Source organism: Escherichia sp. MOD1-EC6842 (assembly GCF_002965705.1).
Taxonomy (GTDB): Bacteria; Pseudomonadota; Gammaproteobacteria; order Enterobacterales; family Enterobacteriaceae; genus Escherichia; species Escherichia ruysiae.
Genome location: NZ_PTRF01000031.1, coordinates 1 through 26,623 on the forward strand (window position 1 = coordinate 1; position 26,623 = coordinate 26,623).

The following is a 26,623-nucleotide window of genomic DNA, read 5'->3' on the forward strand; positions in this document are numbered from 1 at the left end:
GTGGTGGGTGATGACGGGATCGAACCGCCGACCCCCTCCTTGTAAGGGAGGTGCTCTCCCAGCTGAGCTAATCACCCACTTCTCAATTTCTTGCTACACGGCGGAGACTACATAAAGTAGTTGGTGGGTGATGACGGGATCGAACCGCCGACCCCCTCCTTGTAAGGGAGGTGCTCTCCCAGCTGAGCTAATCACCCCCGCTGTGTGGAGTCGCATTATAGGGAGAGTTGGAAATGAGTCAACGCATTTTCTAAAGAATTTGTTTGTTCGTCGTAAAATTAAGCAGGATGATCGCAAAACAGACCGTGTTGCGCAATTTCTCAACGAAAACAATAATGCATCATGTAGCAACCCGAACTACATTGAGGAATCAGGCTGGAGTGATAGAATATCGCCCACTCAATTTTTCCAGGATTTGCCGGTTGTCGGCATCTTTCTAAACGTAAGGCCATTTCATGAAAATCAAAACTCGCTTCGCGCCAAGCCCAACAGGCTATCTGCACGTTGGCGGCGCGCGTACTGCTCTTTACTCCTGGCTTTTTGCACGTAACCACGGCGGTGAGTTCGTGCTGCGTATTGAAGACACCGATCTTGAGCGTTCTACGCCGGAAGCTATCGAAGCCATTATGGATGGTATGAACTGGCTGAGTCTGGAGTGGGATGAAGGTCCGTACTATCAGACCAAACGTTTTGATCGCTATAACGCAGTTATCGATCAGATGCTGGAAGAGGGCACGGCCTATAAATGCTATTGCTCTAAAGAACGTCTGGAAGCACTGCGTGAAGAGCAAATGGCGAAAGGTGAGAAGCCGCGTTATGACGGCCGCTGCCGCCACAGCCATGAGCATCATGCTGATGATGAACCATGTGTCGTTCGTTTTGCTAATCCGCAAGAAGGTTCTGTGGTTTTTGACGATCAGATCCGTGGTCCGATCGAGTTCAGCAACCAGGAGCTGGATGATCTGATCATCCGCCGTACCGATGGTTCTCCGACCTATAACTTCTGTGTAGTTGTCGATGACTGGGATATGGAAATCACCCATGTTATCCGTGGTGAAGACCATATCAACAACACGCCGCGCCAGATCAACATTCTTAAAGCCCTGAAAGCACCAGTGCCGGTTTATGCGCACGTTTCTATGATCAACGGCGATGATGGTAAAAAACTGTCCAAACGCCACGGTGCGGTCAGCGTAATGCAGTATCGTGATGACGGCTATCTGCCGGAAGCGTTGCTGAACTATCTGGTGCGTCTGGGCTGGTCCCACGGCGATCAGGAAATCTTCACCCGTGAAGAGATGATCAAATACTTCACCCTGAATGCCGTCAGCAAATCCGCCAGCGCGTTCAATACCGACAAGCTGCTGTGGTTGAACCATCACTACATTAACACGCTGCCGCCGGAGTATGTTGCTACCCATTTACAGTGGCACATCGAGCAGGAAAATATCGATACCCGCAACGGCCCGCAGCTGGCGGATCTGGTTAAACTGCTGGGTGAACGCTGCAAGACGCTGAAAGAGATGGCACAGAGCTGCCGTTACTTCTACGAAGATTTTGCTGAGTTCGATGCCGATGCAGCGAAAAAACATCTGCGCCCGGTAGCACGTCAGCCGCTGGAAGTAGTTCGCGACAAACTGGCCGCGATTACTGACTGGACAGCTGAAAACGTTCACCACGCTATTCAGACGACGGCGGACGAGCTGGAAGTGGGAATGGGTAAAGTTGGTATGCCGCTGCGTGTCGCCGTTACTGGTGCGGGGCAGTCTCCGGCACTGGATGTTACTGTTCACGCGATCGGCAAAGCACGTAGCATCGAGCGCATCAATAAAGCTTTGGCTTTTATTGCTGAACGCGAAAACCAGCAGTAATTAGCGCATAAAAGATAAACGGCAGGAGAAATCCCCCTGCCGTTTTTTATTTATGCTGATTCGTCTATGTCGAGACGGGCAAGGAAATTACGAATTCCTTCACGTGACAAAAATTGCGCAACTTTTTCCTGCTCACTGTGAGTCATATTGTCTATTGCGCTGATGATTTGCCGATAAGCCGGAGTGCGCATACCTGGCGCGTATTCAGCAAGGGGTTCTTCGGCCTCAAGAAGCATTGGCGTATTATGGAAGGCAGGCGTGTTTTGAATAAATTCGCAAACGTGTGTGTCCAGTAGAATAAGTCTGGCGCGACCTCCTTTCACTCCGGGAAATTTTTCTGTTTTCCAGCCTTTTTCTCTAATCCAGCGGTTAACGGTTTGTTTAGCCACACCGAGGCATTCCGCCAGTTCTTCGGTGGTCATTTTATTGCGTAATCTTTTCATATTATTTGCGATTGCGAATCCCTAAGCGTTGTAATAACCCGATAATCCCTTCCCGCAGAAGCAATGATGTAAACTGTTTTTGTTCAGCCGGCGTCATCTCTTTCGCCAGCGTAGCTAACAGCACTTCAAGCGGTGCATCGCCAGACAGGGCGGGGATTTCTCCCTGACCCTCCGTGCGTTCTGCATTGCGAATATATTCACGAACCTGTTCATTGACGTGTACCAGTCGAGCCTTGCCCCCCTGGACGCCTGGTTTGGGTGATGTCGTCCAGCCTTCCTTGCGTACCCATTTATTAATGGTCTGGCGGCTATAACCGGTCAGTCTGGCAAGTTCATCTGGCGTCATCCTCTCCTTGAACATAACAATTCCCGGAATAGTTGTGGGTCTATTAAGTGTTCATTTTATAGCATCAATTTACATGAAACCGTGACATGAATAACTACTGAATGCGAGGCGTAATCCAAAAATGTTCATTTGCCTGATTTTTCAGCGATTGAAACAAGGCGCTGCAATTTGCCGTTGACACATTCGGACGGAATTCATATGATGCCGCCCGTCAACTCGACAAGCTTTACGTGACGGGGCTATAGCTCAGCTGGGAGAGCGCTTGCATGGCATGCAAGAGGTCAGCGGTTCGATCCCGCTTAGCTCCACCAAATTTTGCACCCAGCAAATTTGGTACGTAAACGCCTCGTGGGGCTATAGCTCAGCTGGGAGAGCGCTTGCATGGCATGCAAGAGGTCAGCGGTTCGATCCCGCTTAGCTCCACCAAATTTCAAACCCTCGCTGTGAAGCGGGGGTTTTTTGTCTCTGATTTTTGCCGCTTTTGTAATACAGTCTACGTCCGGGTTAGTGCCGCCTGGTGAAAGCATCATTGGATGAAAAATCGGCAACAGGCCGGCCCCTGTTTGCTTCGCGATGCGAATAAACTTATTATTTGTGTGCCTGAAAACCCCGATCAGTGAGAGTAGTCTACTCATGTTTGTGGAGCATAACCTGATAAAAAATATCAAGATATTCACACTGGCGTTTACGCTCACCGTGGTACTTATTCAGCTATCCCGTTTTATTTCGCCACTGGCCGTTATCCATTCCAGCTATATCTTTCTGGCGTGGATGCCACTGTGCGTAATGCTGTCAATATTATTCATCTTTGGCTGGCGTGGTGTTGTTCCTGTTTTATGCGGGATGTTTTGCACTAATCTGTGGAATTTTCATCTCTCATTTTTGCAAACTGCCGTCATGCTCGGCAGCCAGACATTTGTAGTGCTGTGTGCCTGTGCAATATTACGCTGGCAGTTAGGAACGCGTTGGCGTTATGGGTTGACCACCCGATACGTCTGGCAACGTCTCTTCTGGCTTGGTTTAGTGACGCCGATTGGCATCAAAGGCAGCATGTATCTGGTGGGTAGCTTTTTTGATTTCCCGCTAAAGATATCGACATTTTTCGGCGATGCAGATGCTATTTTCACGGTCGTTGATTTGCTTAGCCTTTTCACCGCTGTGCTGATTTACAACATGTTCTTTTACTATCTCACTCGCATGGTTGTAAGTCCCCACTTTGCGCAGATATTGTGGCGCAGGGATATCGCCCCGTCGCTGAACAAAGAGAAACGTGCATTTACTTTAAGCTGGCTGGCAACTCTTAGCGTGCTGCTGCTTCTGATGTGTACGCCTTATGAAAACGATTTTATTGCCGGTTACCTGGTGCCTGTTTTCTTCATCATCTTTACCCTTGGTGTTGGTAAACTTCGTTATCCGTTTTTAAATCTCACCTGGGCTGTTTCGACTCTTTTCCTCCTGAATTACAACCAGAATTTTTTACAAGGGGTCGAAACCGAATATTCGCTGGCATTTATTCTCGCGGTGCTGATTTCCTTTAGCGTTTGCCTGCTTTACATGGTGCGTATTTATCATCGAAGTGAATGGCTTAACCGCCGCTGGCATTTGCAGGCGCTGACCGATCCATTAACGCTATTACCCAACTTTCGTGCACTGGAGCAATCGCAAGAGCAGGAGGCAGGAAAGAGTTTTTGCTGCCTGCGTATTGATAATCTTGAGTTTCTGAGTCGTCATTACGGCCTGGTGATGCGTGTTCATTGTATCCGCTCAATTTACCGTACCTTGCTGCCGTTGATGCAGGAAAACGAAAAGTTGTATCAACTGCCGGGCAGTGAATTGCTGTTGGTACTGACCGGGCCGGAAACGGAAGGTCGACTACAGCATATGGTTAACATCCTCAATAGTCGGCAGATTCACTGGAACAACACCGGCCTGGATATGGGCTATGGTGCCGCCTGGGGGCGTTTTGATGGCAATCAGGAAACCCTGCAGCCCATGCTGGGGCAGTTAAGCTGGCTGGCGGAACAATCCTGCGTTCATCATCATGTGTTGGCGTTGGATAATCGAGAGGAAATAGCGTCCGGGCAGACCACCAAACAGGTACTGTTGCTGAACACCATTCGTAAGGCGTTAGATAATGGTGACTTGCTCCTCTACGCTCAGCCCATTCGAAACAAAGAGGGGCAGGGCTATGATGAGATCCTGGCGCGTCTGAAATATGACGACGGCATTATGACGCCGGATAAATTTCTGCCGCTTATCGCCCAGTTTAACCTTAGCGCGCGTTTCGATTTGCAGGTGCTGGAATCTCTGTTGAAGTGGTTAGCAACTCACCCTTCCAACAATAAAGGTCCGCGCTTTTCAGTCAATTTAATGCCGCTCACTCTGCTGCAAAAAAATATCGCCGGGCGGATTATTCGTCTGTTTAAGCGTTATCACATCTCCCCGGAGACAGTCATTCTTGAGATCACCGAGGAGCAGGCGTTTTCAAATGCAGAAAGCAGCATGTACAACATCGAGCAACTGCATAAATTTGGCTTCCGTATTGCGATTGATGATTTTGGCACTGGTTATGCCAACTACGAGCGATTAAAACGTTTGCAGGCCGATATCATCAAGATTGATGGCGTCTTTGTGAAAGATATAGTGACTAATACGCTGGATGCGATGATTGTGCGGTCAATTACCGACCTGGCGAAAGCGAAGTCATTGAGTGTGGTCGCGGAGTTTGTCGAAACGCAACAGCAGCAGGCGTTATTGCATAAACTTGGGGTGCAATATCTGCAAGGGTATTTGATTGGTCGCCCTCAGCCATTAGTTGATTAACAGACGTAAAAAAGCCGGGGAATTATCCCCGGCTTTTTTAATGAATGTATTGGACTTACAGCACCAGTGCTGCGATTGACGCAGAAAGCACACTCACCAGCGTAGAGCCGTAAACCAGTTTCAGACCGAAGCGAGAAACGACGTTACCTTGCTCTTCGTTCAGGCCTTTAACCGCGCCCGCGATAATCCCGATAGAAGAGAAGTTAGCAAAAGATACCAGGAATACAGAGATGATGCCTTCTGCACGCGGAGAAAGCGTGGAAGCAATTTTCTGCAGATCCATCATTGCTACGAACTCGTTGGAAACCAGTTTGGTCGCCATGATACTGCCTACTTGCAGTGCTTCACTGGAAGGAACACCCATCACCCATGCAATCGGATAGAATATGTAGCCCAGGATGCCCTGGAAGGAGATGCTGTAGCCAAACCAACCAGTCACGGTGGCAAACAGTGCGTTCAGTGCGGCGATCAGGGCGATAAAGCCGATCAGCATCGCTGCAACGATAATGGCGACTTTGAAACCTGCCAGAATGTATTCACCCAGCATTTCGAAGAAGCTCTGACCTTCGTGCAGGTTGGACATCTGAATGTTTTCTTCGCTGGCATCAACGCGGTAAGGGTTGATCAGCGACAGTACGATAAAGGTGCTGAACATGTTCAGTACCAGTGCAGCAACGACGTATTTCGGCTCCAGCATCGTCATGTATGCGCCAACGATGGACATCGACACGGTGGACATCGCCGTTGCTGCCATGGTGTACATACGATTACGGGAGATTTTGCCGAGGATATCTTTATAGGCGATAAAGTTCTCGGATTGTCCCAAAATCAGGGAGCTTACGGCGTTAAAGGATTCCAGTTTGCCCATGCCATTGACTTTGGAAAGCAGGAAACCAATCGCACGGATAATCACCGGCAACACGCGAATGTGCTGGAGAATACCGATCAACGCAGAAATAAAGACGATAGGGCACAGCACTTTCAGGAAGAAGAACGCCAGGCCTTGATCATTCATGCTACCAAAGACGAAGTTAGTACCTTCGTTGGCAAATCCGAGCAGTTTTTCGAACATTTCGGAGAAGCCTTTCACGAAGCCCAGACCAACGTCAGAGTTCAGGAAGAACCACGCCAGTAATACTTCGATAACAAGCAGTTGAATAATATAACGGATACGAATTTTTTTGCGGTCGCTGCTTGCCAGCAATGCGAGAATCGCAACAACGGCTAGTGCCAGTACAAAATGAAGGACGCGGTCCATATTTGCTCCAAATATGAGGCAGGTTAAATTTCCGTGCACATTCTATGCAACATGATTCAGGAAAACGAGATCTGACACACACTATAATGACGTCCTGTGACAAGCTTCAAAAATAGTGAGCTGTCCTACATTTCTGCTATGTTGTGTATGGAAGCGGAAAGTTATGTAAATGTGCTAACATTAAACATAAAAATAACATTCAAACCATCAATCTTTTCGTAGTCATAATCCTGGTCTATCAGAGAAATCATCACAACCCATTTAAATGAATTTGATAATCATTCTCGTTTGACATAGCATGAAACATAGCAAAGGCTATGTTTTAGAGGCACAACAAGATGGCGAACTATCGCGTTGAGAGTAGCAGCGGACGGGCGGCGCGCAAGATGAGGCTCGCATTAATGGGACCTGCGTTCATTGCGGCGATTGGTTATATCGATCCTGGTAACTTTGCGACCAATATTCAGGCGGGTGCCAGCTTCGGCTATCAGCTATTGTGGGTTGTTGTCTGGGCTAATCTGATGGCGATGTTGATTCAGATCCTCTCGGCCAAACTGGGGATTGCCACCGGTAAAAATCTGGCGGAACAAATTCGCGATCACTACCCGCGTCCGGTCGTCTGGTTCTATTGGGTTCAGGCAGAAATTATTGCGATGGCTACCGACCTGGCGGAATTTATTGGTGCGGCTATCGGTTTCAAACTGATTCTTGGGGTTTCGCTGTTGCAGGGCGCCGTATTAACGGGTATCGCAACCTTCCTGATTTTAATGCTGCAACGTCGCGGGCAAAAACCGTTGGAGAAAGTGATTGGCGGGCTACTGCTGTTTGTCGCAGCGGCTTACATTGTTGAGCTGATCTTCTCCCAGCCTAACCTGGTGCAGTTGAGTAAAGGGATGGTGATCCCGAGTTTACCGACCTCAGAGGCGGTCTTCCTGGCTGCGGGTGTGCTGGGTGCGACAATTATGCCGCATGTGATTTATTTGCACTCTTCGCTGACCCAGCATCTGCATGGTGGGTCACGCCAGCAACGTTATTCAGCCACCAAATGGGATGTCGCGATTGCCATGACTATTGCTGGTTTTGTCAATCTGGCGATGATGGCAACGGCTGCTGCCGCGTTCCACTTTTCCGGCCATACTGGTGTCGCCGATCTTGACGAAGCCTACCTGACGCTGCAACCGCTGTTAAGCAATGCTGCAGCGACGGTCTTTGGTTTAAGCCTGGTGGCAGCAGGGCTTTCTTCAACGGTGGTGGGTACGCTGGCGGGGCAGGTGGTGATGCAGGGCTTTATTCGTTTCCATATCCCGCTGTGGGTGCGCCGGACAGTGACCATGTTGCCGTCATTTATTGTCATCCTGATGGGATTAGATCCGACACGGATTCTGGTCATGAGTCAGGTGCTGCTAAGTTTTGGTATTGCCCTGGCGCTGGTTCCACTGCTGATTTTTACCAGTGACAGTAAGTTGATGGGCGATCTGGTGAACAGCAAACGCGTAAAACAGACAGGCTGGGTGATTGTGGTGCTGGTAGTGGCGCTGAATATCTGGCTGTTGGTGGGAACGGCGCTGGGGTTGTAGTTCAACTGGCGTCGTACCAGGCATCACTGGCGGATGCGGCGTAAACGCCTTATCCGCCCTACTCGTTCAATGGAGTGGGGCTGTAGGCCTGATAAGACGCGCGGGCGCCGCATCAGGCATCGTGCTCCATTGGTGGATGTGTTTAATGACGATGTCCGTGTCCACGGCCTTTCCCGCGATGATCATCACGGTCGCGCCAGCCTTCACGATAGCCACGCTCATACGCTTTACGCTTATCCCAGCCACGGTGGTAGCCATTATCGTGACGCCACCAGCGGTTTTTACGCCATTCGTAATTACGATGCCAGTAATCACGGTCGCGCCAATGACCACCGTCCCAGTAATTACCGTAATGATCGCGATCGCCAATTTGTAATTTGATTGATGGCAGTAAGGTAATTTCACCTGCGTTTGCCGCAAGCGGGGTAAAAGCCATCAGGGCGGCCGCCAGAAACAGTGACCTGAACATTGTTATTCTCCTTCACGATCGAAGCCGTCAGCGGCCTGTTAACGCAATATTACGGGGAGGTAAAGCCCCGTTTCATCGCCATAACTCTTAAATCATGATGGAGAGCATTTTTTGCTAAAGATTATCGTGGGGTGGTTGCTGCTTCGGGCGATTCACAATCATCATCGGTTTGCCAGCCAGCAATAGCCATGCCGGAAGCATAACGATACAAAGTAGCGGTAGCAGATTGGTATCAGGTACAACGACTGCCGCCATAAACAGGCTTAACCAGCCATCGCGCGTTACCACCAGTACCATACCGAGAATAGCGCAGGAGACAGTAATTGCCGCCGGGACTGCGGGAACGTGTTCATGTAGCATCAAACCTAACGCCACGCCAACAAACACTGCCGGGAAGATTCGCCCGCCACGAAACCCGCTGGCGGCGGCAATGACCAGAGCGGCGAGCTTAATCACTGCCAGTAAAAAGTAATCACTGGTGCTGAAAGCCTGATTCATCACCATTTGCTGCATCTCATCCAGCCCTTTAAACAGTGAAACCGGCCCACCAATAACGCCCAAAATACCGAGAATAAACCCGCCAACCCCGAGCATAAGCACAGGGTTTTTAATCTGATGCATCATTGCGTGCAACCGTGGCAGACACCATACGGCGACCATCCCCGCAGCGATGGCAATCGCCGCTACAATCGCACCGCTGATAATGTCTGCCATCTGCATCTGTCCGTAATGCGCAATGGGCAGCGAAAAATGGGGGTGGAAAAATAGACTTGTCGTCAGCGCACCAGCCGCCGCTGCCATTAACGGCGCAAAGAGTCGATCCCATAGCGGCACTTCATTACTGCCATTTAAGGTTTGCGAAAATATCAACGCCGCCGCAACAGGTGTGCCAAATAGCGCACCGATAGTTCCGGCTGAGGCTAAAATAGTCCATTCCATCCGGTTAACTCGAGGTAACAGGCGAGCGCCTATCGTTACCGCGAGGGCGATATTAACAGTCATAATCGGATGTTCCGGCCCCAGGCTGACGCCACCGGCAAGACCGAGAATTAATGCTACGATAAGCCCTGGTAGCGCAGAAGGGGGGACTGGCGCGCCGATCAGCGGTTCACTGGCGGGATCTGGTCCGGCATGACCCTGGCTGAAACGGATAACCAGTCCCACTGCGATCCCCGTCAGCGTTAATATTCCGATGATCCACAGCGGTGAATCCTGGGCTATCCCCAGACTTCCCGGCAGTCGTTGCCAGAGTAAATTCTGTAATACCGAGGCGATTTTCATCACCACAATCAGAATAAGACTGGACGCAATCCCAATTGCCAGGGCGGGAAGCGATAATAACAACATGGTTCTGGCTCGCGAATGGAGCATGTTCTATTCCTTATGCGGGGTCAGATACTTAGTTTGCCCAGCTTGCATAAAGGCATCGCTGCAATTGGTGCTGAAACGATAAAGTAATAGTGTGACCCAGATCGATATTTACAGGGAGCCCGCCTTTCCGGCGTTGTTGTTAGGCTCCCAGGTATTTACAGTGTGAGAAAGAATTATTTTGACTTTAGCGGAGCAGTAGAAGAATGACAAAGTATGCATTAGTCGGTGATGTGGGCGGCACCAACGCACGTCTTGCTCTGTGTGATATTACCAGTGGTGAAATCTCGCAGGCTAAAACCTATTCTGGGCTTGATTATCCCAGCCTGGAAGCGGTTATCCGCGTTTATCTCGAAGAACATAAGGTCGAGGTGAAAGACGGTTGTATTGCCATCGCTTGCCCAATTACCGGTGACTGGGTGGCAATGACCAACCATACCTGGGCGTTCTCAATTGCCGAAATGAAAAAGAATCTCGGTTTTAGCCATCTGGAAATTATTAACGATTTTACCGCTGTATCGATGGCGATCCCGATGCTGAAAAAAGAGCATCTGATCCAGTTTGGCGGTAAGGAACCAGTTGAAGGTAAACCTATCGCGGTTTACGGTGCCGGAACGGGGCTAGGCGTGGCGCATCTGGTTCATGTTGATAAACGCTGGGTAAGCCTGCCAGGCGAAGGCGGTCACGTTGATTTTGCGCCAAACAGCGAAGAAGAGGCCATTATTCTCGAAATACTGCGTGCTGAAATAGGCCATGTCTCTGCTGAACGCGTGCTCTCTGGGCCAGGGCTGGTGAATTTGTACCGCGCGATTGTGAAAGCAGATAACCGTCTGCCAGAAAATCTCAAGCCAAAAGATATTACCGAACGCGCGCTGGCCGACAGTTGCACCGATTGCCGCCGCGCGTTGTCGCTGTTTTGCGTGATTATGGGCCGTTTTGGCGGCAATCTGGCGCTCAATCTCGGCACATTTGGCGGCGTGTTTATTGCGGGCGGTATCGTGCCGCGTTTCCTTGAATTCTTCAAAGCCTCTGGTTTCCGTGCCGCTTTTGAAGACAAAGGCCGCTTTAAAGAATATGTCCATGATATTCCGGCTTATCTTATCGTCCATGACAATCCGGGTCTTCTCGGCTCAGGTGCACATTTACGCCAGACCTTAGGGTACGTCCTGTAAATCCTTCCTGCCATATCGGGAGATAATCCTCCCGATAATCTTTTAAATCATACGGTTAGTTCAATTTTTCTTTGTGTTTCATCACAAGGCCGACCTGCGTCACACTTCCGCACTACGGGATTAATTCTCCAGTAAATGCATTATTTGTCTGGTAACGGCAATTTGTTTTGCACGTTCATAATTTCACTCGTTAACTATAAACGAACGAGGAAATAACGATGAGTAAGAAACTGATTGCCTTATGTGCCTGCCCGATGGGCCTTGCGCACACTTTTATGGCGGCTCAGGCGCTGGAAGAGGCCGCAGTGGAAGCTGGCTATGAAGTGAAGATTGAAACCCAGGGCGCGGACGGTATCCAGAATCGCCTGACGGCGCAGGATATCGCCGAAGCGACCATCATCATCCACTCCGTAGCTGTTACCCCGGAAGATAACGAACGTTTCGAATCACGCGACGTTTATGAAATCACTTTGCAGGACGCAATTAAAAATGCTGCGGGCATCATCAAAGAAATCGAAGAGATGATTGCCGCTGAACAACTGTAATTTTCGACAGGGATAATTGTTATGGCCATTAAAAAACGCAGTGCAACCGTTGTGCCTGGCGCATCCGGTGCGGCAGCGGCAATTAAGAATCCGCAGGCCTCTAAAAGCAGCTTCTGGGGTGAACTTCCGCAGCATGTGATGTCAGGGATTTCACGCATGGTGCCGACCTTAATTATGGGCGGCGTGATCCTCGCTTTCAGCCAGCTGATTGCTTATAGCTGGCTAAAAATTCCCGCTGACATTGGCATTATGGATGCACTTAATAGCGGGAAATTTTCCGGTTTCGACCTCTCCTTACTGAAATTTGCCTGGCTGTCGCAGTCCTTTGGCGGCGTGTTGTTTGGTTTTGCCATTCCGATGTTTGCTGCTTTTGTGGCGAACTCCATTGGCGGCAAACTGGCGTTCCCGGCTGGGTTTATCGGCGGGTTAATGTCTACCCAGCCAACGCAACTGCTGAACTTTGATCCCAGTACCATGCAGTGGGCGACCTCTTCACCGGTGCCGTCTACCTTCATTGGTGCGCTGATCATTTCTATCGTTGCAGGTTACCTTGTGAAGTGGATGAACCAGAAAATCCAGTTACCGGATTTCCTGTTAGCGTTCAAAACCACATTTTTGCTACCGATTCTTTCCGCCATTTTTGTCATGCTGGCGATGTATTACGTCATCACCCCATTTGGCGGTTGGATCAACGGCGGTATCCGTACCGTGCTGACTGCCGCAGGTGAGAAGGGGGCGCTGATGTATGCGATGGGTATCGCAGCAGCGACCGCAATCGACCTCGGTGGCCCAATCAACAAAGCAGCAGGTTTCGTTGCTTTCAGCTTTACCACTGACCACGTATTACCGGTTACCGCGCGTTCTATCGCAATCGTCATTCCGCCGATTGGTCTGGGTCTGGCGACTATTATCGACCGTCGTTTAACCGGCAAACGCCTGTTTAACGCCCAGCTTTATCCGCAGGGTAAAACCGCCATGTTCCTGGCGTTTATGGGGATCAGTGAAGGTGCGATTCCGTTTGCGCTGGAAAGCCCCATCACCGCAATTCCGTCCTATATGGTCGGTGCGATTGTCGGCTCCACCGCCGCTGTCTGGCTGGGCGCAGTGCAATGGTTCCCGGAATCAGCAATCTGGGCGTGGCCGCTGGTGACTAATCTGGGCGTTTACATGGCGGGGATCGCGCTGGGGGCAATCATTACCGCGCTGATGGTGGTGTTCCTGCGTTTGATGATGTTCCGCAAAGGCAAATTGTTAATCGATAGCCTGTAAGAAGGACAATCCTGATGACATTACTCGCTTCGCTGCGCGACTGGCTTAAGGCGCAACAGCTGGATGCGGTGCTTCTCTCCTCACGGCAGAACAAACAGCCCCATCTGGGGATTTCCACCGGGTCAGGCTATGTGGTGATTAGTCGTGAGAGCGCGCACATTCTGGTGGATTCGCGCTATTACGTGGAGGTGGAAGCTCGTGCGCAAGGCTACCAGCTACATTTGCTTGACGCGACGCACACGCTGGCAACCATCGTCAATCAAATCATTGCCGATGAGCAGCTGCAAACGCTCGGTTTTGAAGGCCAGCAGGTGAGTTGGGAAATCGCGCACCGCTGGCAGGCTGAACTTAATGCAAAGCTGGTCAGCGCCACGCCGGATGTGCTGCGGCAAATCAAAACGCCAGAGGAGGTGGAAAAAATCCGTCTCGCCTGTGGGATTGCCGATCGTGGTGCAGAGCATATTCGCCGCTTTATTCAGGCGGGGATGAGCGAGCGCGAGATTGCCGCTGAACTGGAGTGGTTTATGCGCCAGCAGGGAGCAGAAAAAGCCTCCTTTGACACCATTGTTGCCAGTGGCTGGCGTGGGGCGCTGCCGCACGGCAAGGCCAGCGACAAAGTGGTTGTAGCGGACGAGTTTGTCACACTCGATTTCGGTGCGCTGTATCAGGGCTACTGCTCTGATATGACGCGCACCTTCCTGGTTCATGGCGAAGGGGTGAGCGCCGAATCTCACCCGCTGTTTAACGTGTATCAGATTGTCCTGCAAGCGCAACTGGCGGCAATCTCCGCGATTCTCCCCGGCGTGCGTTGCCAGCAGGTTGACGACGCCGCGCGTCGGGTCATTACAGAAGCCGGTTATGGAGAGTATTTCGGCCATAACACCGGTCATGCAATCGGCATTGACGTACATGAAGATCCGCGTTTTTCACCACGTGATACCACGATGCTCCAGCCAGGCATGTTACTGACCGTAGAGCCGGGGATTTATTTGCCAGGGCAAGGGGGCGTGCGCATCGAAGATGTCGTGCTGGTTACCCCGCAAGGCGCAGAAGTGCTCTACGCCATGCCGAAAACAGTGTTGCTCACGGGAGAGGCATAATGGATTTATCGCTATTAAAAGCGTTGAGCGAGGCCGATGCGATCGCCTCCTCGGAACAGGAAGTGCGGCAGATCCTGCTGGAAGAAGCGGATCGCCTGCAAAAAGAAGTGCGATTTGACGGTCTGGGATCGGTGCTGATCCGCCTCAATGAATCGACAGGTCCGAAAGTGATGATCTGCGCACATATGGATGAAGTGGGGTTTATGGTGCGTAGCATCTCCCGCGAAGGCGCGATCGATGTGCTGCCGGTTGGCAACGTGCGCATGGCTGCCCGTCAGCTTCAGCCGGTGCGGATCACTACCCGTGAAGAGTGCAAAATTCCCGGCCTGCTTGATGGCGAGCGGCAGGGAAATGAGGTTAGCGTAATGCGCGTGGACATTGGCGCGCGCTCGTATGATGAAGTGATACAGGCGGGAATTCGTCCAGGCGATCGCGTCACGTTTGATACCGCTTTTCAGGTTCTCCCTCACCAGAGGGTGATGGGGAAAGCCTTTGATGACCGCCTCGGTTGCTATCTGCTGGTGACGTTACTACGTGAGCTGCACGACGCCGAACTGCCTGCGGAAGTGTGGCTGGTGGCAAGTTCCAGCGAAGAGGTGGGATTACGCGGCGGGCAAACCGCCACCCGCGCGGTGTCGCCGGACGTCGCTATTGTGCTTGATACCGCCTGCTGGGCGAAAAACTTTGATTATGGCGCGGCGAACCATCGCCAGATTGGTAACGGTCCGATGCTGGTGTTAAGCGATAAATCGCTGATTGCGCCACCAAAACTCACTGCCTGGATTGAAACCGTGGCGGCAGAAATTGGTGTGCCGTTGCAGGCGGATATGTTTAGCAACGGCGGTACGGACGGCGGAGCGGTGCATTTAACCGGCACCGGCGTACCCACAGTGGTGATGGGGCCTGCCACCCGCCACGGACATTGCGCCGCATCGATTGCCGACTGCCGCGACATCTTGCAGATGCAGCAACTTTTATCTGCCCTTATTCAACGTCTTACCCGTGAGACGGTTGTTCAACTGACTGATTTCAGATGATTTCCCGATTAACCCGGAGCGGTTATGTTATCGATTCAATTTCTCTGTCCTTTGCCTAACGGTCTTCATGCCCGTCCGGCGTGGGAACTTAAAGAACAGTGTAGTCAGTGGCAAAGCGAAATCGCTTTTATCAACCATCGCCAGAACGCCAAGGCCGATGCCAAAAGTTCACTGGCGCTGATTGGCACCGGCACTTTATTTAATGACAGTTGCAGCCTGAACATTAGCGGTAGCGATGAAGAACAGGCACGGCGCGTACTGGAAGAGTACATCCAGGTGCGCTTTATCGACAGCGACAGCATCCAACCGACACAAGCAGAACTGACGGCGCATCCGCTGCCACGTTCATTAAGTCGCCTTAACCCTGATTTGCTGTACGGTAACGTGCTGGCGAGCGGCGTCGGTGTTGGTACGTTAACGTTGTTGCAGAGCGACAGCCTCGACAGTTATCGGGCGATCCCTGCCAGTGTGCAAGACACCACCCGGCTGGAACACAGCCTGGCAACGCTTGCCGAACAACTGAACCAGCAGCTGCGCGAGCGTGACGGCGAAAGTAAAACCATTCTTAGCGCCCATTTGTCGCTGATTCAGGATGAAGAGTTTGCGGGGAATATCCGTCGTCTGATGGCAGAACAACATCAGGGACTGGGGGCGGCAATCATCAGCAATATGGAGCAGGTTTGCGATAAACTTTCTGCCTCTGCCAGCGATTATCTGCGCGAACGAGTTAGTGATATTCGTGATATCAGCGAACAGTTGCTGCATATCACCTGGCCGGAACTGAAGCCGCGCAATAATCTGCTGCTTGAAAAATCGACCATTCTGGTCGCCGAAGATTTAACTCCAAGCCAGTTTTTGAGTCTCGATTTAAAAAATCTCGCAGGCATGATTCTGGAGAAAACCGGGCGCACATCGCATACCCTGATTCTGGCGCGAGCTTCGGCGATCCCGGTACTGAGAGGCTTGCCGCTGGATGCGATAGCCCGTTATGCCGGGCAACCGGCGGTGCTTGACGCCCAGTGTGGCGTGCTGGCGATTAATCCTGATGACGCGGTGAGCGGTTATTACCAGGTTGCGCAGACGCTGGCGGACAAACGCCAAAAACAACAGGCGCAGGCCGCCGCGCAACTGGCCTATTCCCGTGATAACAAGCGAATTGATATCGCCGCGAATATTGGCACCGCTCTGGAAGCTCCTGGTGCGTTTGCCAATGGCGCGGAAGGCGTCGGGCTGTTCCGCACCGAAATGCTGTATATGGATCGCGATAGCGCGCCGGACGAGCAGGAACAGTTTGAAGCCTACCAGCAGGTGTTACTGGCGGCGGGCGACAAGCCAATTATTTTCCGCACGATGGACATCGGCGGCGATAAAAGCATTCCATATCTCAATATTCCCCAGGAAGAGAACCCGTTCCTCGGCTATCGCGCGGTACGTATTTACCCGGAATTTGCTGGCCTGTTCCGTACCCAGCTACGGGCCATTTTGCGTGCTGCCAGTTACGGTAACGCTCAGTTGATGATCCCGATGGTTCACAGCCTCGATCAGATCTTATGGGTGAAGAGTGAGATCCAGAAAGCAATCGTTGAGCTTAAGCTCGATGGCCTGCGTCATGCAGAGACGATTACGCTTGGGATCATGGTGGAAGTGCCGTCGGTTTGCTACATCATCGACCACTTCTGCGATGAGGTCGATTTCTTTAGTATCGGCTCGAACGATATGACCCAGTATCTGTATGCGGTCGATCGTAATAACCCGCGCGTATCGCCGCTGTATAACCCGATTACGCCATCTTTCCTGCGCATGTTGCAGCAGATAGTGACCACTGCGCATCAGCGGGGAAAATGGGTCGGCATTTGCGGTGAGCTGGGTGGTGAAAGCCGTTATCTGCCGCTACTGCTTGGGCTGGGCCTGGATGAGCTAAGTATGAGTAGCCCACGCATTCCGGCGGTGAAAAGCCAGTTGCGTCAACTGGATAGCGAGGCGTGTCGGGAACTTGCGCGTCAGGCTTGCGAGTGCCGCAGTGCGCAGGAAATTGAAGCGTTACTCACCGCCTTTACGCCGGAAGAAGACGTTCGCCCATTGCTGGCGCTGGAGAATATCTTTGTTGATCAGGCCTTTAGTAATAAAGAGCAGGCGATTCAGTTTCTGTGCGGCAACCTTGGCGTCAACGGGCGCACTGAGCATCCGTTCGAGCTGGAAGAAGATGTCTGGCAGCGGGAAGAGATTGTGACTACTGGCGTTGGTTTTGGCGTGGCGATCCCGCACACTAAATCTCAGTGGATCCGCCATTCCAGTATCAGCATTGCCCGGCTGGTGAAACCGGTTGACTGGCAGTCAGAAATGGGCGAAGTCGAGCTGGTGATCATGCTGACGCTGGGCGCTAGCGAAGGGATGAACCATGTGAAGGTCTTCTCGCAGCTGGCGCGCAAACTGGTGAATAAAAACTTCCGCCAGTCGCTGTTCGCCGCGCAAGACGCACAAAGCATCCTGACGCTGCTGGAAACGGAATTAACCTTCTGACGTTAGCCCTGAAAACGGGCGCTGTACTCTCCCGGTGTCAGGCCAAACTGACGCCGGAAGACGCGACAAAAATAGTCGCTATCCGGAAAGCCGCAACGCTGCGCCACTTCATGAATCGACAGATGATATTTCTGCAAAATCATCCTCGCCTTCGCCATTCGCACCCAACGCACATATTCGATAAAACGCATCGTCCCATGCTGCGCAAACAGTTTTGACAAATGATTGGGCGTGATATTAAAAAACAGCGCCACGCTCTCGCGGGTGAGCGGCTGGGCGTAGTTATCCTGAACCCAGTTACAAATGCTGTGATAGAGAAAATCGCCGCGCGGCTGCGAATTGCCCGGCGGCATATTCACCACGTTACGGCAAAGATGCAGCAAACTTAACACCAGCGGCTGAATGATATTTTGCTCCAGCGGCGAACGGCTAAGATGGGTGAGGGCGGTAAGCATCGCTTCACCTTCACCGCGTTGCATGCTGGGAAGCTGGATCTGGCGAGCAGGGTGCAACAACGACGTGGTGCGGCTATCGTAAAACGATAACCCAAGCCAGGTCGGTGCGAACACCAGGCTTAAGAGCATCACCGGTTTGTTGTTGACCGGTAAATTAGCCGCGCGAGCCGGAATAAACAGCATTTCTCCTTCCACCAAACGTTGCTGCTTTGCTTCCAGCAGATTGCCGTATTCGCCGCGCAGCACGATATCCAGACGGGGATAATCAATACATAAACTGCCCACCGGCAACGAGGCAGGCTGGCTGGCAAACCAGACGCGCCCTAGTAGTTGCGGGTTAAGCACCAGGCCGCTGAACAGATCGGCGAAAAATTGTTGATCGGCGGGCAAGCCTGTTGCTTTCATGAATATTCCTGATTACAGATGCATTAACTGCCTGAATTCTTTAACTTTGCTGCGGCTGACTGGCACTTCAAAATCCAGATCTTTTAGCCGCAGAATATAAGTGTTATTAAACCACGGTTCGATTTCGCGGATTTTGTTCAGATTGACACAAAACGAGCGATGGCAGCGGAAAAAATGCGATGGAGGAAGCTTGCTGCAAAACTCGGTAATGTTCATCGGCATTACGTAGGATTCACGCCGCGTATAGACAAAGGTCATTTTTTCGTGCGCTTCGGCGTAATAGATATCATTAATTGGCGTAACGATAATTCGCTCATCTTTCACCAGATTAATGGTGTCATTCTCACGCGTTACCGTTGTGGCAGGCGTACTGCTGGTTTGCTGTTGCTGCCAGGCCGCTTCCAGTTTTTGCAGCATCCCGGTGATGCGTGATTCCTGATACGGTTTGAGAATGTAGTCAAACGCCTCCAGTTCAAACGCTTCTACCGCATGTTCTTTCCACGCGGTGATAAACACAATAAACGGTTTATGGGCAAACTGGCTGATGTTTTGCGCCAGCAGCACGCCATCCAGCGACGGAATATTGATATCCAGAAAAATGGCGTCGACGCGGTTATGCTGCAAAAACTTCAACACGTCCAGACCGTCGTCAAAGGTGCCGACAATCTCCATCTGGCTGTGCTCTTTAATTAGCCAGCTCAGTTCCTGTTGTGCCAGGAATTCGTCTTCAACAATGATGACTTTCACAATATCACTCCGGCTCAAAGCAATAACGTAGCCTGTGAGGCGACAGGGGTGCGTTGGTTAGGAATGTAAAACGCGATTTCCGTCCCAGGCTCCAGACGACGAATATGCAGCCCCTCACCATATAACAACTTCACGCGATGATGCACATTCAGCAGGCCAATTTTATTGCCCGGCATTTCGTTCGCTTCGACCCGCTCAATCACTTTCGGATCGATGCCGTGCCCGGTATCTCTCACCGCAATACGAACCCGATTACCGCACTCTGCAACGCTGATGGTGACAACACCTTTTCCCTTACAAGGTTGAATACCGTGAACAATGGCGTTTTCTACCAGCGGCTGGATCAGCAGGCTGGGAATGCAGCAATTCACCTCTTCATCAATATCATAGATAACCGTCAGCTTGTCGCCAAAGCGGGCCTGCTCAATGGCAATATAGTCTTTAATTTGATACAGCTCTTTTTTGATATCGATTTGCTCATCGTCTTTTAATTCAATGTTATAGCGCAGATAACGCGACAGATTAAAGATCAGCTGGCGAGCGGTATCCGGATTCAGGCGAATTGATGAGGAGATTGCGTTCAGAGCGTTAAACAGGAAATGGGGATTAATTTTACTTTGTAGCGCGCGAAGCTCTGCCTTATTTGCCATTTCACGTAGCTGCTCGGCACGCGAAACCTCCAGTTGCGTGGAGATGATTTGTGACAGACCGACCGCCATTTCCTGCAATGACGAGGTGATCTGATGCGCGTGGCAGTAGTAGATTTTCAGCGTCCCGGTCACGACTCCTTTCTCCCAAAGCGGGATCACCAGCATCGAGTGGATTTCCGGCGTGCGATGGGCTTCATCATTGTTTTTAATGATGATTTTTCCGTAATTCATCGCCTGGCGGGTTGTCGGGCTAATAAAGTCATCACCATTCTGATAATTATGTTCACCCACGCCAACATACGCCAGCACATGATCGGTATTGGTGATTGCTACCGCATCGGCGTGAATATCATCGCGGATAATTTCGCAGACTTTACGTAATGATTCGCTATTGACATGGCGAAACAGCGGCAGCGTTTTGTTGGCGATATCCAGCGCCAGCTTGGCCTGCCGCGCGGCGCTGGCCTCCTTTTCGCCCTCAACGCTTTGCACCAGCAGCACAATAAAGCCGATACAGACGCTGCCAAGGATCATCGGGATACCGATTTTAGAGACGATATCGATCCCCAGTTCGGTGGTCGGCGCCCAGACAATCACCAGAATCATGGTCAACGTTTCACACAACATACCGCCGAGAATACCGACACGCCAACGCTGCGCTTTGGGGATTTTTAGGTTGATCCAGCCCGATATACATCCCGCCAGAATACTGGTGATAAAGCAGGGAATCGCCGTCACGCCACCAATATCAATAAGATAGCGGTGAATCCCGGCTATCACGCCGGTAATAATCCCCACCCACGGACCAAATAAAATCCCGCCTGACATCACCGCAATAATACGCACGTTAACCAGTGAGCCTTCCACCGGCACGCCGGACCAGGTGCTGAACAGGGCGAACAGCGAGAAAATGGCGGTAACGGCGAGCAGCTCTTTTGGTGAGTGCGCCGACTTGTGCAACAACTCGCGAAACAGGCGGATACGAATAAGGAAGAACAGGCAGATAAGCATTAACGCTGCCCGATCGAAGACCGCCAGCAGCATGTTGAATATTTCGTGCACGGGTAACTCTGGATAAGGATTAAACCTCTATGATAGGTAACCTGAAGGCTGATGACCAGCAGGCCGTTTTTGAGGAAAAACCACAATTTTAAAAGGGGATTATAAGGTAAATGGTGCATTGCCAATGCATCTCTTATTAATACACACTCAGAAGGTAAATTTATTGAAATTATAATGTTAATTAATGTGGGTTTGATTTTCTTAAAAGAAAGTAAGGATTTCCCGTTTTATTACAGATGTTCCTCTTTTTTTGGTAGAAAAAAATTTTTGCTAAAACGCTCGACAGACAGAAATTAATCAGGCTATTTTCAAAACAGCCACCATCGTGGCAGCGTCGCTCGGACGGTCCGGGCGCTAACGTTTATCTGAGGAAATTATGGCTGACACTCGCCCTGAACGTCGCTTTACGCGTATTGATCGTCTCCCGCCCTACGTTTTTAACATTACCGCTGAACTGAAAATGGCTGCGCGTCGGCGCGGCGAAGATATTATCGATTTCAGTATGGGCAATCCGGACGGCGCGACCCCGCCGCATATCGTCGAAAAACTCTGTACCGTGGCGCAGCGCCCGGACACACACGGCTATTCCACTTCACGCGGCATTCCGCGCTTACGTCGCGCCATTTCCCGCTGGTATCAGGATCGCTACGATGTCGAGATTGATCCGGAATCAGAAGCCATCGTCACCATTGGCTCGAAAGAGGGGCTGGCGCATCTGATGCTGGCGACGCTGGATCACGGCGACACGGTGCTGGTGCCGAATCCAAGTTATCCGATTCATATCTACGGCGCTGTGATTGCCGGTGCGCAGGTACGTTCAGTGCCGCTGGTGGAGGGTGTCGATTTCTTCAATGAACTGGAACGCGCTATTCGCGAAAGCTATCCGAAACCGAAGATGATGATCCTCGGCTTCCCGTCGAACCCAACAGCGCAATGTGTGGAACTGGAGTTCTTCGAAAAAGTGGTGGCGCTGGCGAAACGCTACGATGTGCTGGTGGTCCACGACCTGGCCTATGCTGATATCGTCTACGATGGCTGGAAAGCGCCGTCAATCATGCAGGTGCCGGGCGCACGTGACGTGGCGGTTGAGTTCTTTACCTTGTCGAAAAGTTACAACATGGCAGGCTGGCGTATCGGCTTTATGGTTGGTAACAAAACGCTGGTCAGTGCGCTGGCGCGTATCAAAAGTTATCACGATTACGGCACCTTTACACCGTTACAGGTGGCTGCAATTGCCGCGCTGGAAGGCGATCAACAGTGCGTGCGCGATATTGCCGAACAGTATAAGCGCCGCCGCGATGTGCTGGTAAAAGGGCTGCATGAAGCGGGCTGGATGGTCGAAATGCCGAAAGCTTCGATGTATGTCTGGGCGAAAATCCCTGAACCGTATGCGGCAATGGGCTCGCTGGAGTTTGCCAAAAAGCTGCTTAACGAAGCGAAGGTCTGTGTCTCTCCGGGGATTGGCTTTGGTGACTACGGCGACACGCATGTACGCTTTGCGTTGATTGAAAACCGTGACCGTATTCGTCAGGCAGTCAGAGGCATCAAAGCGATGTTCCGCGCCGATGGTTTACTTCCAGCCAGCAGTAAACATATTCACGAAAACACGGAATAAACACCTTCGTCAGAAACGCAAACAGGAGCCAGATGGCTCCTGTTTTTCATTGCACAGTTTGCTTTTAGATCATCAGGGCAAAAGTACCGGCCCAAACGATGACCATAAAAGAAATGCCCATAAAGAAATATTTCACTTTACATCTCTCCGCGTAATTACTGTTACGCCTGAATGACTTCATTACATCTGATACAGTGAGTTGACACCGGGAAAACGACCTCAACAGAGCTCTGTTTTGCCGTGGGCATCACCCCAGAATTCTGAGCTGATTTGCTCGAGACGGCGCTAATGTACGCCTAAAACTAAATTGAAACAAGTGGCATTTTCTTATTTACTTTTAGTAACTTACAAGTGTCTCATATCGGCGACAGTTTAATTTCTGTCAGTAATAATTCATAATTCAGCGAAGGGAAAAGCCTTAAGAAAAAAGCCATAAAAACCATTGGGTTATTATGGCTAATTTGAGGAGGGAAGAAGCGTTGGTCGTTTGTTAAACGTATAACGATGCTTCACCCACCGGACGCGTTTTGAAGCGGCGGTGGATCCAGAGATACTGCTCCGGTGCGCGCATAATCTCTTTCTCAATAATCTTGTTCATATAAGCCGCAGCCTGACCTTCATCAGTCGGGTAGCCTTCCATTTCTGGGGTGATATACAAACGGTATCCGCTGTTATCGGCTTTTCGTACCATCGTCACAGTCAACATGGCGGAACCCGAGAGGCGTGACAACACGTAAGTGCCATTGGTCGTCGCAACATTTTCTACCGCAAAGAACGGAGCGAAGGAGCTTCCTTTACGACCATAATCCTGGTCGGGAGCGAACCATACGGCTTCACCTTTTTTCAAAGCACCAACAATACCGCGCAGATTATTCCTGCCGATCATCGCTTTATTTGAACGCATCCGACCACGGGTCTGGACCCATTCCATCAATTGATTATTATGCGGACGATAAGTTGCCATCATTGGCTGGCAAAGCCCCATTACGCGGCCACCCAGTTCCAGAGACATAAAATGTACGCCGACGACCATTACGCCGCGATTTTGCATTTGTGCGCGTTGCAGGTTATCCAGACCTTCAACATCAAACCATTTACGCACGCGACGATCGGGCCAGAACCACGCCATGCCGGTTTCTACCAGCGCCATGCCGAGAGAACGAAAGTTTTCGGCAATCATCTTCTCGCGTTCTTCAGATGAATGCTGCGGGAAGCAAAGTTCAAGGTTTTTACGGGCGATGGATTCGCGACGTTTCAGAAATGGTCTGGCCATCGTGCCGATACGTGTGCCAAGAAAGCACAAGATAGGATAAGGAAGTTGTACCCAAAGCCAGAGTACGCCCAGACCAAACCACGTGAGCCAGTAGCGAGGATGGAGAAACTCGCGGGAAAATTTGCGCTGTGGAAACATAGTTACCTTCTGTAGATACGAATTGTTGTATCGCAGAAGATTCCATGTCGACAGCGGTACACTCAATATATTAGGCCATCATGTACGACAATGGTTCCTGTAAAGAGTGTAAAGACTAGTCAGGACAAAACCACGAGGAGCATGAATGCGGTACTTCCATTTTATCATCAGCCGATTGTTTTCAGCTACTGATTATTAATCACTCAAGTAAATATTTTTCAGGAGCGAATAGCCCTATTTTTTAACATCTTGTTTTTATTAGAACCTGGCAAAAATTGCCAGTGATTAAGAATTGTCTTACTATTAAATCACCTGAAGTAACAGGTTTTTTAGCGCGGCAGGAGGTTGAGCTATGATTTATTTATGGATGTTTCTCGCCCTGTGTATTGTTTGTGTCAGCGGATATATTGGCCAGGTACTAAATGTAGTATCTGCCGTCTCTGCATTTTTCGGCATGGTGATCCTCGCCGCCCTCATTTATTACTTCACTATGTGGTTAACTGGCGGTAATGAGCTGGTAACGGGGATATTTATGTTTATTGCCCCAGCTTGTGGCTTGATGATCCGCTTTATGGTGGGGTATGGAAGGCGGTAGTAAATGGTGTCCCCTGCAGACATCTACTTGAAGCGGCAGGGGATTGATCGGACTGGTGTTTTTTAGATGTGAGAAATCTTTTACCCGCTATTTTACCCATTGGCGCGGCTTAAGAGCTTATTTTTGAATTCACAATGGTCACGATATAACCATCTTGCGCGCCCGTGGATAACTTTGGCTTTTGGCAGGGTGCCGGACTTAATCCGGTCGTAGATGAAGGTTTTACCGAAACCAGTATCAGCCATGATGAATTTCAAATCAACCAGTGAATCAGGCTGTAGTTCGTGTTGCATGAGTGCTATCTCCGAATAGGGAATCGAACCTGCAAATAAGGCAATAAAAAAACGCATTGATGCGGCGATGGTTGGTCTGGATATCTTGAGCAACTGACAGGCCTAATCGAGTGTGAGGCTGTGTGATTCCATAGTTAGTTCTTGCGTAGCTCACTAATTCTTCTGTAAGTCTCTGGTGCTTTGTTTCCGTGTATCTTCATTTCAGACTTCAACAGAGCAACGAGTGAATCCCATTCGTTGAGGATGCCTTTGAATGCCGGAACTGTAGTGATGTGATGGACGCCCTTTCCTGAAGCAGCCAGCGCCATACTTTTACTGTCTGCGTTTGCTACGGGAGTAAATCACATGAACGCAATCAGGGTTGTTGGTATTGATATCGCCAAATCAGTATTTCAGGTCTGCGTCTGGATGGTCGATAGCCCCGTCACATGGAACAAAAAAATCTCTCGTTCTAAATTGCTGGAGACTATCCGACATTGAACCTGGAACTCTTGTTGCTATGGAGGCTTGCGCCACTCCGCATGTCTGGGGGCGAACCCTCACATCTATGAGCTATTGTGTCAGGCGCATCCCTGCACAACACATAAATGCTTTTGTCCGTAGCCAGAAAAATGATGCCAATGATGCACTGGCAATTTGCGAGACAGCATTTCGCCCGGGTATTCACTTTGTTTCTGTAAAAACCACAGAACAGCAGGATATCAAGGCGCTCCGGAACACACGTCAACTGATGGTTAAGCAGAGAACGGCGCTGGCCAACCAGCTTCGTTCTCTGCTCGCTGAATATGGCTTCACTATTCCTGTCGGGCTCCTGCGTCTCCAGCAAAAGCTACCGGAACTGATTGAAGATGCCTCAAACAGCCTGACATTCACTCTTCGTCGACTGCTGTCATCACAACAAATTGAGTACCGGCATTTATTAACAATCCCGGACGTAGGTCCCCTGATTGCAGTAGCATTTCTCAGCGAAGTTGATGCCACACAGTTCTCGAGTGGGAGAGAATTATCGGCGTGTTTTGACCGATGGTGTTGATTTTAATATGCAGAAGGCCGTTGCGATGAATTAAATAAAAACAGCAAATTACAGAAAACATTTTTAAATGAGTTTGCAGGCACTGATGAGATAACGGCTGCCGTCCCTGTAACAGTCTGAAGTTGACCTGGGTAATTAAATACCGGTGTAGTGATTAGGAAACAGGACTCGGATAACATCATGGCGCAGGTCATTGAACCTACTAACGATGCCGGACATATGGTCGCAAACCGCATAGAACCAGTACTTGCATCACCTGGGGCGTCCATATATGGTCAACAAAAACTGACCACGGTTTTAGATTTTTTCCAGTATCTATTTTCCGATTCGTTCGGCGGTAATAGCCCTCCAACAGGGGTAATGAACTCCTGCTATGGAACGGTAGCACTCACCAATAAATAACCGTCAATACAGCGTTCGGTTAACGCTTACGATAGGCCGGAACTTTGTCAGTAAAAGAGGCCCCTTTTCAGGGGCCTCTGCCTGTCAGAACATATAGCGGAAATTCGCGTTTATCGCGTTATCCACGTTGTATTTACCAAAGGCGGATTTCTCAAAC

The 26,623-nt window shown here is 50.5% G+C and carries 27 protein-coding genes and 4 tRNA genes; 17 read left to right on the forward strand and 14 right to left on the reverse strand.

All coding sequences use genetic code 11. The features are described from left to right. Window position 1: 1 nt before the first annotated feature. Window positions 2-77 (reverse strand) — tRNA-Val (locus A7Z29_RS21965). A 44-nt stretch (window positions 78-121) separates the two neighbouring features. Beyond that, window positions 122-197: transfer RNA gene (locus A7Z29_RS21970), tRNA-Val, on the reverse strand. A 258-nt stretch (window positions 198-455) separates the two neighbouring features. On the opposite strand from A7Z29_RS21970, the gene gltX reads away from it, so the two are divergent. Next, window positions 456-1,871, forward strand: coding sequence for a glutamate--tRNA ligase (gene gltX / locus A7Z29_RS21975; protein ID WP_085460996.1), 1,416 nt, complete (start codon window positions 456-458; stop codon window positions 1,869-1,871). Between the two features lie 50 nt (window positions 1,872-1,921). Here gltX and A7Z29_RS21980 read toward each other — a convergent pair whose 3' ends face one another. Both A7Z29_RS21980 and A7Z29_RS21985 read right to left on the reverse strand, forming a co-directional pair. Next, window positions 1,922-2,314, reverse strand: a complete 393-nt coding sequence (locus A7Z29_RS21980) for a MerR family transcriptional regulator (protein ID WP_000826490.1) — start codon at window positions 2,312-2,314, stop codon at window positions 1,922-1,924. A gap of 1 nt (window position 2,315) precedes the next feature. Next, on the reverse strand, window positions 2,316-2,675 hold the full coding sequence (locus tag A7Z29_RS21985; protein WP_123058435.1) for a YfeC-like transcriptional regulator: 360 nt from the start codon (window positions 2,673-2,675) through the stop codon (window positions 2,316-2,318). Between the two features lie 220 nt (window positions 2,676-2,895). On the opposite strand from A7Z29_RS21985, the gene A7Z29_RS21990 reads away from it, so the two are divergent. The 3 genes from A7Z29_RS21990 to A7Z29_RS22000 all read left to right on the forward strand — a co-directional run bounded on the left by A7Z29_RS21990 (window position 2,896) and on the right by A7Z29_RS22000 (window position 5,483). Continuing rightward, window positions 2,896-2,971, forward strand: a tRNA-Ala gene (locus A7Z29_RS21990). A gap of 39 nt (window positions 2,972-3,010) precedes the next feature. Continuing rightward, window positions 3,011-3,086: transfer RNA gene (locus tag A7Z29_RS21995), tRNA-Ala, on the forward strand. A gap of 207 nt (window positions 3,087-3,293) precedes the next feature. Continuing rightward, a complete protein-coding gene (locus A7Z29_RS22000; RefSeq protein WP_024212638.1) occupies window positions 3,294-5,483 on the forward strand; it encodes a bifunctional diguanylate cyclase/phosphodiesterase in 2,190 nt (729 codons plus the stop codon). 55 nt (window positions 5,484-5,538) lie between these two features. Here A7Z29_RS22000 and nupC read toward each other — a convergent pair whose 3' ends face one another. Continuing rightward, complete coding sequence (gene nupC / locus A7Z29_RS22005; RefSeq protein ID WP_001516818.1) at window positions 5,539-6,741, reverse strand: nucleoside permease NupC; 1,203 nt, start codon at window positions 6,739-6,741, stop codon at window positions 5,539-5,541. A gap of 298 nt (window positions 6,742-7,039) precedes the next feature. Between nupC and A7Z29_RS24110 the strand changes: the two genes are divergently transcribed. Then, the gene (locus A7Z29_RS24110) at window positions 7,040-7,099 is read left to right on the forward strand and encodes a hypothetical protein (RefSeq protein ID WP_435625886.1); all 60 of its coding nucleotides are present in this window, start codon (window positions 7,040-7,042) and stop codon (window positions 7,097-7,099) included. Then, the gene (locus tag A7Z29_RS22010) at window positions 7,080-8,318 is read left to right on the forward strand and encodes an Nramp family divalent metal transporter (RefSeq protein WP_105290824.1); all 1,239 of its coding nucleotides are present in this window, start codon (window positions 7,080-7,082) and stop codon (window positions 8,316-8,318) included. The genes A7Z29_RS24110 and A7Z29_RS22010 overlap by 20 nt, the downstream gene beginning before the upstream one ends. 142 nt (window positions 8,319-8,460) lie before the next feature. Here the strand turns inward: A7Z29_RS22010 and ypeC are convergent, their stop codons facing one another. Both ypeC and A7Z29_RS22020 read right to left on the reverse strand, forming a co-directional pair. After that, window positions 8,461-8,787, reverse strand: coding sequence for a DUF2502 domain-containing protein YpeC (gene ypeC, locus A7Z29_RS22015; protein ID WP_000490072.1), 327 nt, complete (start codon window positions 8,785-8,787; stop codon window positions 8,461-8,463). 114 nt (window positions 8,788-8,901) lie between these two features. Beyond that, the gene (locus tag A7Z29_RS22020; RefSeq protein WP_032225851.1) at window positions 8,902-10,158 is read right to left on the reverse strand and encodes an ion channel protein; all 1,257 of its coding nucleotides are present in this window, start codon (window positions 10,156-10,158) and stop codon (window positions 8,902-8,904) included. Window positions 10,159-10,361: 203 nt separating this feature from the next. Between A7Z29_RS22020 and glk the strand changes: the two genes are divergently transcribed. The 6 genes from glk to ptsP all read left to right on the forward strand — a co-directional run bounded on the left by glk (window position 10,362) and on the right by ptsP (window position 17,798). Further along, entirely contained in the window at window positions 10,362-11,327 is a 966-nt protein-coding gene (glk, locus tag A7Z29_RS22025) for a glucokinase (protein WP_000170385.1), read from the forward strand. Window positions 11,328-11,545: 218 nt separating this feature from the next. After that, complete coding sequence (locus A7Z29_RS22030) at window positions 11,546-11,872, forward strand: PTS fructose transporter subunit IIB (RefSeq protein ID WP_000038453.1); 327 nt, start codon at window positions 11,546-11,548, stop codon at window positions 11,870-11,872. A gap of 21 nt (window positions 11,873-11,893) precedes the next feature. Then, the gene (locus A7Z29_RS22035) at window positions 11,894-13,141 is read left to right on the forward strand and encodes a PTS fructose transporter subunit IIC (protein ID WP_000985311.1); all 1,248 of its coding nucleotides are present in this window, start codon (window positions 11,894-11,896) and stop codon (window positions 13,139-13,141) included. Window positions 13,142-13,155: 14 nt separating this feature from the next. Continuing rightward, window positions 13,156-14,241, forward strand: a complete 1,086-nt coding sequence (gene ypdF, locus A7Z29_RS22040) for an aminopeptidase (RefSeq protein WP_000173276.1) — start codon at window positions 13,156-13,158, stop codon at window positions 14,239-14,241. Next, entirely contained in the window at window positions 14,241-15,278 is a 1,038-nt protein-coding gene (gene ypdE, locus A7Z29_RS22045) for an aminopeptidase (RefSeq protein WP_105290825.1), read from the forward strand. Before ypdF ends, ypdE begins: the two co-directional genes overlap by 1 nt. A 24-nt stretch (window positions 15,279-15,302) precedes the next feature. Then, a complete protein-coding gene (ptsP, locus tag A7Z29_RS22050; protein WP_105290826.1) occupies window positions 15,303-17,798 on the forward strand; it encodes a phosphoenolpyruvate--protein phosphotransferase in 2,496 nt (831 codons plus the stop codon). 2 nt (window positions 17,799-17,800) lie between these two features. Here the strand turns inward: ptsP and A7Z29_RS22055 are convergent, their stop codons facing one another. Genes A7Z29_RS22055 through ypdA form a run of 3 tightly spaced genes read right to left on the reverse strand, consistent with a single transcriptional unit; the run spans window position 17,801 to window position 21,117 of the window. Next, a complete protein-coding gene (locus A7Z29_RS22055; protein ID WP_105290827.1) occupies window positions 17,801-18,658 on the reverse strand; it encodes an AraC family transcriptional regulator in 858 nt (285 codons plus the stop codon). Between the two features lie 12 nt (window positions 18,659-18,670). Beyond that, the gene (gene ypdB / locus A7Z29_RS22060; protein ID WP_001298580.1) at window positions 18,671-19,405 is read right to left on the reverse strand and encodes a two-component system response regulator YpdB; all 735 of its coding nucleotides are present in this window, start codon (window positions 19,403-19,405) and stop codon (window positions 18,671-18,673) included. Window positions 19,406-19,419: 14 nt separating this feature from the next. Then, entirely contained in the window at window positions 19,420-21,117 is a 1,698-nt protein-coding gene (ypdA, locus tag A7Z29_RS22065) for a two-component system sensor histidine kinase YpdA (protein WP_000544384.1), read from the reverse strand. Between the two features lie 376 nt (window positions 21,118-21,493). Between ypdA and alaC the strand changes: the two genes are divergently transcribed. After that, the gene (alaC, locus tag A7Z29_RS22075) at window positions 21,494-22,732 is read left to right on the forward strand and encodes an alanine transaminase (protein WP_000785936.1); all 1,239 of its coding nucleotides are present in this window, start codon (window positions 21,494-21,496) and stop codon (window positions 22,730-22,732) included. A 64-nt stretch (window positions 22,733-22,796) separates the two neighbouring features. On the opposite strand, the gene ypdK is transcribed toward alaC, so the two are convergent. After that, window positions 22,797-22,868, reverse strand: a complete 72-nt coding sequence (gene ypdK, locus A7Z29_RS22080; protein ID WP_010723117.1) for a membrane protein YpdK — start codon at window positions 22,866-22,868, stop codon at window positions 22,797-22,799. A 354-nt stretch (window positions 22,869-23,222) separates the two neighbouring features. Further along, entirely contained in the window at window positions 23,223-24,143 is a 921-nt protein-coding gene (gene lpxP / locus A7Z29_RS22085) for a kdo(2)-lipid IV(A) palmitoleoyltransferase (protein ID WP_105290828.1), read from the reverse strand. Between the two features lie 352 nt (window positions 24,144-24,495). Between lpxP and A7Z29_RS22095 the strand changes: the two genes are divergently transcribed. Further along, window positions 24,496-24,738, forward strand: coding sequence for a YfdY family protein (locus A7Z29_RS22095; RefSeq protein ID WP_105290829.1), 243 nt, complete (start codon window positions 24,496-24,498; stop codon window positions 24,736-24,738). A gap of 92 nt (window positions 24,739-24,830) precedes the next feature. On the opposite strand, the gene torI is transcribed toward A7Z29_RS22095, so the two are convergent. After that, a complete protein-coding gene (torI, locus tag A7Z29_RS22100) occupies window positions 24,831-25,031 on the reverse strand; it encodes a response regulator inhibitor TorI (RefSeq protein WP_105290830.1) in 201 nt (66 codons plus the stop codon). A gap of 345 nt (window positions 25,032-25,376) precedes the next feature. Between torI and A7Z29_RS23850 the strand changes: the two genes are divergently transcribed. The 3 genes from A7Z29_RS23850 to A7Z29_RS23525 all read left to right on the forward strand — a co-directional run bounded on the left by A7Z29_RS23850 (window position 25,377) and on the right by A7Z29_RS23525 (window position 26,466). Continuing rightward, window positions 25,377-25,511 carry a hypothetical protein gene (locus A7Z29_RS23850; RefSeq protein ID WP_286135436.1) on the forward strand — a complete coding sequence of 45 codons (135 nt, stop codon included), beginning with the start codon at window positions 25,377-25,379 and terminating at the stop codon, window positions 25,509-25,511. Between the two features lie 67 nt (window positions 25,512-25,578). After that, the gene (locus tag A7Z29_RS22110) at window positions 25,579-26,064 is read left to right on the forward strand and encodes an IS110 family transposase (RefSeq protein WP_286135437.1); all 486 of its coding nucleotides are present in this window, start codon (window positions 25,579-25,581) and stop codon (window positions 26,062-26,064) included. A 180-nt stretch (window positions 26,065-26,244) separates the two neighbouring features. Then, window positions 26,245-26,466 carry a hypothetical protein gene (locus A7Z29_RS23525; protein WP_198599435.1) on the forward strand — a complete coding sequence of 74 codons (222 nt, stop codon included), beginning with the start codon at window positions 26,245-26,247 and terminating at the stop codon, window positions 26,464-26,466. 84 nt (window positions 26,467-26,550) lie between these two features. Here the strand turns inward: A7Z29_RS23525 and A7Z29_RS24115 are convergent. Beyond that, a partial coding sequence (locus tag A7Z29_RS24115) for a hypothetical protein (RefSeq protein ID WP_432432919.1) occupies window positions 26,551-26,623 on the reverse strand: 73 nt, incomplete at its 5' end.

Excerpts from the sequence above, each read along its gene's own strand:
- ptsP (WP_105290826.1), top strand. The coding sequence starts at position 15,303 with ATGTTATCGATTCAATTTCTCTGTCCTTTGCCTAACGGTCTTCATGCC.
- A7Z29_RS22035 (WP_000985311.1), top strand. The coding sequence starts at position 11,894 with ATGGCCATTAAAAAACGCAGTGCAACCGTTGTGCCTGGCGCATCCGGT.
- A7Z29_RS22055 (WP_105290827.1), bottom strand. The coding sequence starts at position 18,658 with ATGAAAGCAACAGGCTTGCCCGCCGATCAACAATTTTTCGCCGATCTG.
- A7Z29_RS22020 (WP_032225851.1), bottom strand. The coding sequence starts at position 10,158 with ATGCTCCATTCGCGAGCCAGAACCATGTTGTTATTATCGCTTCCCGCC.
- A7Z29_RS23850 (WP_286135436.1), top strand. The coding sequence starts at position 25,377 with ATGAACGCAATCAGGGTTGTTGGTATTGATATCGCCAAATCAGTATTT.
- alaC (WP_000785936.1), top strand. The coding sequence starts at position 21,494 with ATGGCTGACACTCGCCCTGAACGTCGCTTTACGCGTATTGATCGTCTC.
- lpxP (WP_105290828.1), bottom strand. The coding sequence starts at position 24,143 with ATGTTTCCACAGCGCAAATTTTCCCGCGAGTTTCTCCATCCTCGCTAC.
- A7Z29_RS22000 (WP_024212638.1), top strand. The coding sequence starts at position 3,294 with ATGTTTGTGGAGCATAACCTGATAAAAAATATCAAGATATTCACACTG.
- glk (WP_000170385.1), top strand. The coding sequence starts at position 10,362 with ATGACAAAGTATGCATTAGTCGGTGATGTGGGCGGCACCAACGCACGT.
- A7Z29_RS22110 (WP_286135437.1), top strand. The coding sequence starts at position 25,579 with ATGAGCTATTGTGTCAGGCGCATCCCTGCACAACACATAAATGCTTTT.
- A7Z29_RS22010 (WP_105290824.1), top strand. The coding sequence starts at position 7,080 with ATGGCGAACTATCGCGTTGAGAGTAGCAGCGGACGGGCGGCGCGCAAG.
- A7Z29_RS21980 (WP_000826490.1), bottom strand. The coding sequence starts at position 2,314 with ATGAAAAGATTACGCAATAAAATGACCACCGAAGAACTGGCGGAATGC.
- nupC (WP_001516818.1), bottom strand. The coding sequence starts at position 6,741 with ATGGACCGCGTCCTTCATTTTGTACTGGCACTAGCCGTTGTTGCGATT.
- torI (WP_105290830.1), bottom strand. The coding sequence starts at position 25,031 with ATGCAACACGAACTACAGCCTGATTCACTGGTTGATTTGAAATTCATC.
- A7Z29_RS23525 (WP_198599435.1), top strand. The coding sequence starts at position 26,245 with ATGGCGCAGGTCATTGAACCTACTAACGATGCCGGACATATGGTCGCA.
- A7Z29_RS22030 (WP_000038453.1), top strand. The coding sequence starts at position 11,546 with ATGAGTAAGAAACTGATTGCCTTATGTGCCTGCCCGATGGGCCTTGCG.
- ypdF (WP_000173276.1), top strand. The coding sequence starts at position 13,156 with ATGACATTACTCGCTTCGCTGCGCGACTGGCTTAAGGCGCAACAGCTG.
- A7Z29_RS22095 (WP_105290829.1), top strand. The coding sequence starts at position 24,496 with ATGATTTATTTATGGATGTTTCTCGCCCTGTGTATTGTTTGTGTCAGC.
- gltX (WP_085460996.1), top strand. The coding sequence starts at position 456 with ATGAAAATCAAAACTCGCTTCGCGCCAAGCCCAACAGGCTATCTGCAC.
- ypdE (WP_105290825.1), top strand. The coding sequence starts at position 14,241 with ATGGATTTATCGCTATTAAAAGCGTTGAGCGAGGCCGATGCGATCGCC.
- ypeC (WP_000490072.1), bottom strand. The coding sequence starts at position 8,787 with ATGTTCAGGTCACTGTTTCTGGCGGCCGCCCTGATGGCTTTTACCCCG.
- A7Z29_RS21985 (WP_123058435.1), bottom strand. The coding sequence starts at position 2,675 with ATGTTCAAGGAGAGGATGACGCCAGATGAACTTGCCAGACTGACCGGT.